This window comes from Streptomyces africanus (genome assembly GCF_002150735.1).
Classification (GTDB): domain Bacteria; phylum Actinomycetota; class Actinomycetes; order Streptomycetales; family Streptomycetaceae; genus Streptomyces; species Streptomyces africanus.
On sequence record NZ_MUKA01000424.1, the window covers coordinates 1 to 8234 of the forward strand.

Sequence of the window (8234 nt, forward strand, 5' to 3'; positions counted from 1 at the left end):
CGTCCGCGGGGGCCGGTGCGTCCGCCGACGCTGTGCCGTCCGGCAGAGCCGTGCCGTCCGGCGGGGCCGGTGCGTCCTCCGACACTGTGCCGTCCGGCAGAGCCATGTCGTCCGCGGGGGCCGGTGCGTCCGCCGACGCTGTGCCGTCCGGCAGAGCCATACCGTCCGCGGGGGCCGGTGCGTCCGGCGGGGCCGGTGCGTCCGCCGGCGCTGTGCCGTCCGGAGGGGCCGGTGCGTCCGCCGGCGCTGTGCCGTCCGGAGGGGCCATGCCGTCCGGAGGGGCCATGTCGTCCCCGGGGGCCGGTGCGTCCGCCGACGTTGTGCCGTCCGGCAGGGTCGGGATGACCGACGCGGCCGGGACAGCCGACGGGGCAGCGCCGTCCGCCGGGGCCGCGCCTGCCTCCGAAGCCGGCCCGTCCACCCCACCACGTCGGTCCGGTGCGGCCGATCCCTCCGCCACCATCCCCCGGCCCCGTCGCCCCCACCGCGTCGGGTATCGGCTGCACACTCGGCGGATCGTCGGGGCTGTGGACGTCGAGGCGGCCTTCGGGCGGATGTACGCGGGGGCCTCGCGGGCGTTCTGGCTGGACAGTTCGTTCGTGGAGCCGGGGCGGTCGCGGTTCTCGTTCTTCGGGGACGGCAGCGGACCGCTCGCCGAGTTCGTGCGGTACGACGTCGAAAGCGGGCGCTGTGCGATCGAGCGGGCCGGGCGGCCGGTGAGGAAGGTCGCGGCCAGTGTCTTCGACTATCTCAAGCGGCAGCTGAGCAACCGCCGTGTGGACGCGACCGGGCTGCCGTTCGACTTCACCGGAGGGTACGTCGGCTACTTCGGCTACGAGGTGAAGGCGGACTGCGGGTCGCCCAACCGGCACCGCTCCCCCGTCCCGGACGCCGCCTGGCTGTTCGCCGACCGGGTGATCGCGGTGGACCACCAGGAGGGCTTCACGTACGCCGTCTGCCTCGCGGAGGACACCCCGCAGGCCGCTCGGGAGGCCGCCGACTGGCTGGAGAGCGCCCTGGCCGACCTCACCTGCGTGGCGACGCAGCGGCCGCCCCTGCCCGTGCCGCCGGCCCCGGCGGACCCCGGCGCCGCAGAGCCGTGGCTGGTGCGCGACCGGGCGACGTACCTCGCGGACATCGAGGCGTGCAAGCGGGAGTTGCGCGCGGGCACCAGTTACGAGATCTGCCTGACCAACGCCGCCCGGTTGCCCGCACCCCCCGACGCGCTGGAGTTCTACCGGACGCTGCGCCGCGACAACCCGGCCCCGTACGCGGCGTTCCTGAGGTTCGGCGAACTGGAGGTGGCAGGGTCCTCGCCCGAGCGGTTCCTGCGGATCGGACGGGACGGCACCGCCGAGGCCAGGCCCATCAAGGGGACCGCGCCGAGGGGCGACGGGCCTCAGGAGGACGCCCGGCTGCGGGACGCGCTGGCGTCGGACGCCAAGACCAGGGCCGAGAACCTGATGATCGTCGACCTGCTCCGCAACGATCTGGGCCGGGTCTGCCGGACGGGCTCGGTGCGGGTCTCCAAGCTCATGGCCACGGAGACGTACGCCACCGTGCACCAGCTCGTCTCGACCGTGCAGGGCAGGCTCCGGGCGGACACGGACGCGGTGGACTGTGTGCGGGCCTGTTTCCCCGGCGGCTCAATGACCGGCGCGCCGAAGCTGCGCACGCTGGAGATCATCGACTCGCTGGAGTCCGAGGCGCGGGGCGTCTACTCGGGCGCCCTCGGTTACTTCGGGTGCGGCGGCGGCGCGGATCTCAGCATCGTCATCCGTACCGCCGTGTTCGCCGACGGCCAGATGCATCTGGGCGCGGGCGGGGCGATCGTCCTCGGCTCCGATCCGGACGCGGAGTACGAGGAGATGCTGCTGAAGACCGCGGCCCCGATGCGGGCCCTGCACCACCACACGGCCGACCGGATCCGGCGGCAGGCCCCGCCGGGTGACCGGGCCGGGGCGGCCGGGGAGGCCCGGCGATGACCAGTCCGCAGGTCGCACCGCACCCCGTCGGGACCGAGGCGCCCGGGAACCTCGCGGCCCAGCTCGCGGAGCTCGCCGAGCGGCGCGGGTGGGGCGGGCGGACCGCCTTCCGCCAGGGACACCGCGCCTGGACCCACGGCGAGGTGCACGACCTGGCGGCCCGGGCCGCCACCGTGCTCGCCGGACACGGGGTACGCCCCGGGGACCGGGTGCTGCTGGCGCTGCCCGACTCCCTCGCCTGGGTGACGGCCTTCCTCGCCACCGCCCGTCTCGGCGCCGTCGCGGTCCTGGTCAACCCCGAACTCCCCGCGGCCGACCACGCGTTCCTGGCCGAGGACGCCGGGGCCGTGCTCTGCGTGACGGGGCCGGGCCTGGAGGAGCGGTTCGCGGGACGGGCCCGTCTGGGCGCCGACCAGCTCATGGCGCTCGCCCCCGCCGCCGAGCCCGCGCCCGCTCACCAGGCCGACGCGCACACCCCGCTCTACGTCCAGTACACCTCCGGCACCACGGGCCGCCCCAAGGGCGTCGTGCACACGCACGGCGATCCCCGGACGTACCACGACCTCGTCGGCCGGCGGGTGCTGCGGATCACCGCGGAGGACGTCACCCTGTCGGTGTCGAAGCTGTTCTTCGCCTACGGCTTCGGCAACGCCTTCGTCTTCCCGCTGTTCTCGGGCTCGTCCGCGGTGCTGGTGGACCGGCGCCCCACCCCGGCGATCATCGACGAGCTCGTCGCCCGCCACCGGGTGACGCTGCTGTACTCCGTGCCGTCCGCGTACGCCGCGCTGGTGGCCGAGCGGGGCCACGGGCACGAGGGCTGCTTCGCCTCGGTGCGGGCTGCGGTGTCGGCCGGCGAGGGGCTGCCCGAGGGGCTCGGCCGGCAGGTGACCGCGCTGCTCGGCGCGCCCGTGCTGGAGCAGATCGGCTCCACGGAGGCCGGTCACGCGTTCTGCGCCAACGGCTTCGCCCACAACCACCCGGGCACCGTCGGCCGTCCCGTGCCCGGCTTCGAGGTGGAGCTGCGGGACCGGGACGGCCACCCGGTGCCCGACGGCGAGGAGGGCGAGATGTGGGTGCGCGGGCCGACGGTGACGCCCGGCTATCTGAACCGGCCGGAGGAGACCGCCCGGACGCTGGTCGGCGGCTGGCTGGCCACCCGCGACCGGGCGTGCCGCGAACCGGACGGCTCCTTCCGGCATCTGGGCCGGACCGACGACATGGAGATGGTCGGCGGCATCACCGTCGCTCCGGTCGAGGTGGAGGCCGTGCTGCGCGGCCATCCGGCGGTGCGGGAGGTCGTGGTCGCGGCCGTGCCCGACGGGCGGGGCGCGAGCCGGCTGCGGGCCTTCGTGGTCCCCGCCGCGCCGGTGCGGGACGGCCTGGCCGACGAGCTCATCGGCCTGGCGCGGGAGAGCCTCGCCGCCTTCAAGGTCCCCCGCAGCGTCAGCTTCGTCCCGTCGCTGCCGCGCACCCCGACCGGGAAGCTGCGCCGCCATCTTGTGCGACGGGGCGCCTGGTGAGCCCCGTGGAGAGGAACGACCGCATGCGAGCCCCCCTGTTCACCGACCGCGGCTTCTATCTGGGACCGGTGTTCCGGCGTGCGGCCGACCGGCACGGGGCCGTCTTCGTCACCCTGGACCGGCCGCTGGACGTCGCCCCGGCCCTCGGGGCCGACCTGAGCTACACCGTACTGGCCGACCTGGTGGAGGACCTGTCCGGCCGGCTGTGGGAGGCCGGGGTGCGGCCCTCGGAGCAGGTCGTCGTGCACAAGGCGGACAACGTCGACATCATGCTGCTGGCCTGCGCGGTCTCCCGTATCGGAGCCGTGCCGGTGCTGCTGTCGCCCGCACTGGCCCCGGCGGTGGCCGGGCAGCTCCTTCAGCGGCTGCGCCGGCCCTGGCTGATCACCGACGGCGCCACGCTGGAGGGCCTCGGCACGCTGCCCCTGTCCGGGCTGGTGCGGCGGACGCTCTGCGTGGACGACGCGGCCGGGGCCGAGCCCCTGGCGAAGTACGCCGGCGCCGAGCCTCCCCCGCCGGTCCGGCTGCACCCCCGCGAACCCGCCCTGATCACCCACAGCTCGGGCACCACCGGCATCCCCAAACTGGCCGTGCACTGCGCGCACACCATGTGGAACCGGCTGGTGCCGCAACAGGCGATGGGCTGGCCCACGCGGGGCGAGCCGGCGGCGCTGCACCTGTCGTTCGTGCACTCGCGCTTCTACCATCTGCTCGGCGTCCTGCTGCACTTCGGCAGCCCGCTGGTGCTGATCACCGACCCGGATCCGGCCGCGGTGGGCCCGCTGCTGGTCCGGCACCGGCCCGGCATCGTGGAGACGCACCCCAACACGTTCGTGCTGTGGGAGGAGCTGGCCGACGCGCCCGGTGCCCCGCTGTCCCGGGTGCGGGCGTACGGCTCCACGTTCGACGCGATCCATCCGCGTACCGTCCGGCGGCTGCTGGGCGCCTCGCGGCGCCGTACGCCGTGGCTGGTGCAGCTGTACGGGCAGAGCGAGACGGGCCCGGTGGCGTTCCAGGTGGTGACGCGGCGCAGCGCGGCCCGCGCGGACGGGCGCCGGGTCGGGTTCGGGATACCCGGCTTCACCCGGGTCCGGGTCACCGACGCCGGGGGCGAGCGGGTCCCGCCCGGCACCCCGGGCAGGATCGAGGCCCGTACCCGGGGCCGGATCCTCACCTACCTCGGCATGCCGGAGCGCTACGACCGTCAGCTCACCGACGGCTGGTGGGAGATGGGCGACATGGGCTACCGGAGCCGTCTGGGCGCGCTGTACCTGATCGACCGCGAGGTGGACCAGATCGACGCCGTGCACAGCAATCTGGAGGTCGAGGACGTACTGATGTCCCGGCTGGAGGAGCTGCGCGAGGTCGTCATCGTGCCGGGCGCGGGCCGGGAGCCGGTGCCGGTGGTGTGCGTGCGCGGCGAGCGCCCCCTGGACCCGGAGCGCTGGCGGCGGGCCACGGCGGGGCTGCCGGCGATGGCCGAGCCGCGGCAGTGGCGGTTCGAGGACCTGCCGATGACCGCGACGTGGAAGGTGAAGCGGGTGGAGATCGCCCGGATGCTCACCGAAGGGGTCCGGGCATGACCCCGGTCCTGGTCGTGGGCGCCGGTCCCGTGGGCCTGTCGGCGGCGCTGGCACTGCGGGCGCACGGGCTTCCGGCCGTCCTGCTGGAGGCGGAGCCGGAGGACCGTGAACGGCCGGGCAGCCGGGCGCTGTTCGTGCACCGCGAGACCCTCGGCCTGCTGGACGCGATGCGGCCCGGCCTCGCCGCCGAGATCACCTCCTACGGGCGGACCTGGCACACCAGGCGCACCCTCTACCGGGGACGTGAGGTGTACTCCCGCACGTTCCCGCCGCCGTCCGGTCCGCCGCCCTTCACCAGCCTGCGCCAGACCGACACCGAACGGTTCCTGCGGGCGGCCTGTGCGCGGGCCGGGGTGGAGTTCGTGTGGGGCGCGCGCGTGACGGGCGTGCACACCACCGGGACGGAGGTCCGGCTGACGGGTGCGGACGGCCGGGTGTGGTCCGGCGCGTTCGCGATCGCCGCCGACGGGGCCCGCTCCACGGTCCGGCGGGAGCTGGGCATCGCCCTGGAGGGCACGCACGGCGAGGGCTTCCACGTCGTCGTGGACGTCGCCGACGTGCCGGGTGCGGAGCTGCCGCTGGAGCGGGTCTTCCACTACGAGCATCCCGGGGTGGGCGGGCGCAGTGTGATGCGGGTGCCGTTCACCGGGGGTTTCCAGGTCGACCTCCAGTGCCGGGACGACGACCGGCCGGAGGAGTTCGGCACCGAGGAGGCCGTACGGCGCTGGCTGCCCTCGGTCGTCGGGGACGGCTACGGCGAGCGGATCCTGTGGGTGTCGACGTACCGCTTCCTGCGCAAGGTGGCGGCCTCGTTCACCGATCCGCACCGGCGGGTGCTGCTGGCCGGCGAGGCGGCGCACCTCTTCCCGCCGTTCGGGGCGCGCGGCATGAACAGCGGGATCGCGGACGCGGCGGCCGCCGCCGAGGCGATCGCCGCGGGGACCGGCGAGGCGGTCGTCCGCTTCGCCGAGGTGCGGCGGGCGGCAGCCCTGTTCAACAGTGCCGCCGCCGGTGCCGCCCTGGACCATCTGCGGCCGCGCCGCCGGATCGTCCGGGTCAGGCAGCGGACGGCGGCGGCGCTGGCGCCGGTGCTGCCGTGGTGCGGGTCGTGGCTGGAGCACGCGCCGTACGGGCCCCGGCACGGGGCACCCGCCGTGGCGGGACGCAAGTACTGAGGAGGCGGTCGGTGACAAGAACGGCGGTGGCGGAAGGCCTGTGGACGTGGGCGCCCGGCCGTGGCCTGGCCCCGGCCGCGGACCAGGCGCCAGGGGGGCGGCTGCTCGTCGCGGACTCGTGGCTGGTGCGCGAGGGCCGGGTGCGGGCCCATGACCGGCACCGGGAGCGGTTCGCGCGGGCCTGCGGCGACTGCGGCGGGCCGGATCCGCGTCGGCTCGTCGCGTTCTGGCGGGACGTGACCGCCGTGCTGCCGCGCACGGGCGCGTGGTTCCCGCGGGTGGAACTGGCGGCGGGCTCCCTGGAGTTGCGGCTGCTGGTCCGGCCCGCTCCGCCGCTCGGCACGGGGGTGCGCCTGTGGGCGGCGGGCCAGTCCGATCCGCGGACCGTGCCCCGCCGCAAGGGCCCGGACCTGGACACCCTGGCCCGGGTGCGGCGCCGGGCGGCCGGCGAGGGCGCGGAGGAGGCGGTGCTGATCGCGCCCTCGGGCACGGTGCTGGAGTCGGCCACGGCCAGCGTGCTGTGGTGGGAGGACGACACCCTGTGCCTGCCCCCGCCGCGGCTGCCCGTCCTGCCGGGCGTGACGTCCGCTCTGGTCCAGGAGCGGGCGCTGCGCTCCGGGATCCGGATCGCGCACCGGGAGCGGACCGTGGCCGAGCTGGACGGGCGTGAAGTGTGGCTGGTGAACGCGCTGCACGGGATCCGGCCCGTGACGAACTGGGTCGGGCGGCCGATGCGGGTGCCCCCAACGCAGCGGGCCGGGGAATGGCGGAATTGGCTGGACGGCCTCATGGAGCCGCTTCCGGCCGGCTGAATCGAGGAAACAGCCAGGAAATGGCTACGCCGGGTCGAATTCGACCCGGCGTATTCTTCGGCTGGCCGCTTTTCAGTTTTTCGGCACCATACGCGTCGCTATCGCGATCCGGTTGTACGCGTTGATGACGGTGGCCGACCAGATGAGCGCCGCGATCTGGCTGTCGTCGAAGACGCCGGCCGCCTCGGCGTACACCGCGTCCGGGACGCGACCGTCGTGGACGAGCGTCACCGCCTCGGTCAACGCCAGTGCGGCGCGCTCGCGTTCGGTGAAGAACGGCGTCTCCCGCCAGGCGTTCAGGGCGTAGATGCGCTGCTCGGTCTCGCCCTGGCCGCGGGCGTCCCTGGTGTGCATGTCGATGCAGAAGGCGCAGCCGTTGATCTGCGAGGCGCGGATCCTGACGAGTTCCAGCAGTTCTGGTTCGAGTTTGGCGTCCTGGGCCGCGGAAACGGCTGCGGCGTGCAGGGAGCCCATTGCAGCGGAGACGTCGGGCGTTATTTTCTTCAGGGCCACGCGGGGCAGGGAAGTGCTTTCGCTCATGGGGCGACCATATCCGTTGGGCGGCATTCCGGAGGGGAATTCGCGCGATTATCCGGGCAGTACCGCACACAACGCGTCCAGCGCCCCCGACCACGCGTGGTCCGGCGGTGTCCCGTATCCCACGACGAGGGCGTCCACCGGCTCGGCCCGCGCTGCGGGGTTGGTGTAGTGGGCGAGTCCGTGGAGCGCGAGTCCCCGCCAGTGCGCCGCCTGGACCACCGACTGCTCGGTGCCGGGCGGCAGCCGCAGCAGGACGTGCAGCCCGGCCGCTATGCCGGTGACGCGGGCCTCGGGTGCCCGGGCCGCGACGGCGGCTACCAGGGCGTCGCGGCGGCGCCGGTAGCGCAGGCGGGTCGCGCGGACATGGCGGTCGTAGGCCCCTGCGTCGAGGAACTCGGCCAGGGTCAGCTGGTCGAGCACCCCGCAGGTGTCGATCCAGCCCTTGGCCGCGGCGGTCTCCTGAACGAGGCCCGGCGGCAGCACCATCCAGGCCAGCCGCAGCCCGGGTGCCAGGGACTTGCTCGCGGTGCCGAGGTAGACCACCCGGTCGGGGTCCAGGCCCTGGAGCGCGCCCACGGGCTGACGGTCGTAGCGGAACTCGCCGTCGTAGTCGTCCTCC

7 protein-coding genes are annotated in these 8234 nt (G+C 74.8%); 5 read left to right on the top strand and 2 right to left on the bottom strand.

The genetic code is table 11. The annotated features are described in order from the left end of the window. Window positions 1–341 precede the first annotated feature (341 nt). The 5 genes from pabB to CCL05_RS38470 are packed head-to-tail and all read left to right on the top strand — an operon-like array spanning window position 342 to window position 7075. Window positions 342–1985 (top strand): aminodeoxychorismate synthase component I, encoded by a 1644-nt coding sequence (pabB, locus tag CCL05_RS38450; RefSeq protein WP_425275975.1) that lies wholly within the window; start codon window positions 342–344, stop codon window positions 1983–1985. Continuing rightward, window positions 1982–3505, top strand: coding sequence for an AMP-binding protein (locus CCL05_RS38455; RefSeq protein ID WP_086565254.1), 1524 nt, complete (start codon window positions 1982–1984; stop codon window positions 3503–3505). Before pabB ends, CCL05_RS38455 begins: the two co-directional genes overlap by 4 nt. A 23-nt stretch (window positions 3506–3528) precedes the next feature. Further along, window positions 3529–5088, top strand: coding sequence for a class I adenylate-forming enzyme family protein (locus tag CCL05_RS38460; RefSeq protein WP_086565255.1), 1560 nt, complete (start codon window positions 3529–3531; stop codon window positions 5086–5088). Beyond that, a complete protein-coding gene (locus CCL05_RS38465) occupies window positions 5085–6263 on the top strand; it encodes an FAD-dependent monooxygenase (protein WP_086565256.1) in 1179 nt (392 codons plus the stop codon). The genes CCL05_RS38460 and CCL05_RS38465 overlap by 4 nt, the downstream gene beginning before the upstream one ends. Window positions 6264–6274: 11 nt before the next feature. Then, entirely contained in the window at window positions 6275–7075 is an 801-nt protein-coding gene (locus CCL05_RS38470; protein ID WP_086565257.1) for an aminotransferase class IV, read from the top strand. A 72-nt stretch (window positions 7076–7147) separates the two neighbouring features. Here the strand turns inward: CCL05_RS38470 and CCL05_RS38475 are convergent, their stop codons facing one another. Then, on the bottom strand, window positions 7148–7615 hold the full coding sequence (locus tag CCL05_RS38475; RefSeq protein ID WP_107400571.1) for a carboxymuconolactone decarboxylase family protein: 468 nt from the start codon (window positions 7613–7615) through the stop codon (window positions 7148–7150). Window positions 7616–7663: 48 nt separating this feature from the next. Further along, on the bottom strand, window positions 7664–8234 hold a 571-nt coding region (locus CCL05_RS38480), incomplete at its 5' end, for an aminotransferase class I/II-fold pyridoxal phosphate-dependent enzyme (RefSeq protein ID WP_143590016.1).

What these genes read in the sequence shown, in the direction of transcription:
- CCL05_RS38475 (WP_107400571.1), bottom strand. Translation starts at nt 7,615, where the DNA reads ATGAGCGAAAGCACTTCCCTGCCCCGCGTGGCCCTGAAGAAAATAACG.
- pabB (WP_425275975.1), top strand. Translation starts at nt 342, where the DNA reads ATGACCGACGCGGCCGGGACAGCCGACGGGGCAGCGCCGTCCGCCGGG.
- CCL05_RS38460 (WP_086565255.1), top strand. Translation starts at nt 3,529, where the DNA reads ATGCGAGCCCCCCTGTTCACCGACCGCGGCTTCTATCTGGGACCGGTG.
- CCL05_RS38465 (WP_086565256.1), top strand. Translation starts at nt 5,085, where the DNA reads ATGACCCCGGTCCTGGTCGTGGGCGCCGGTCCCGTGGGCCTGTCGGCG.
- CCL05_RS38455 (WP_086565254.1), top strand. Translation starts at nt 1,982, where the DNA reads ATGACCAGTCCGCAGGTCGCACCGCACCCCGTCGGGACCGAGGCGCCC.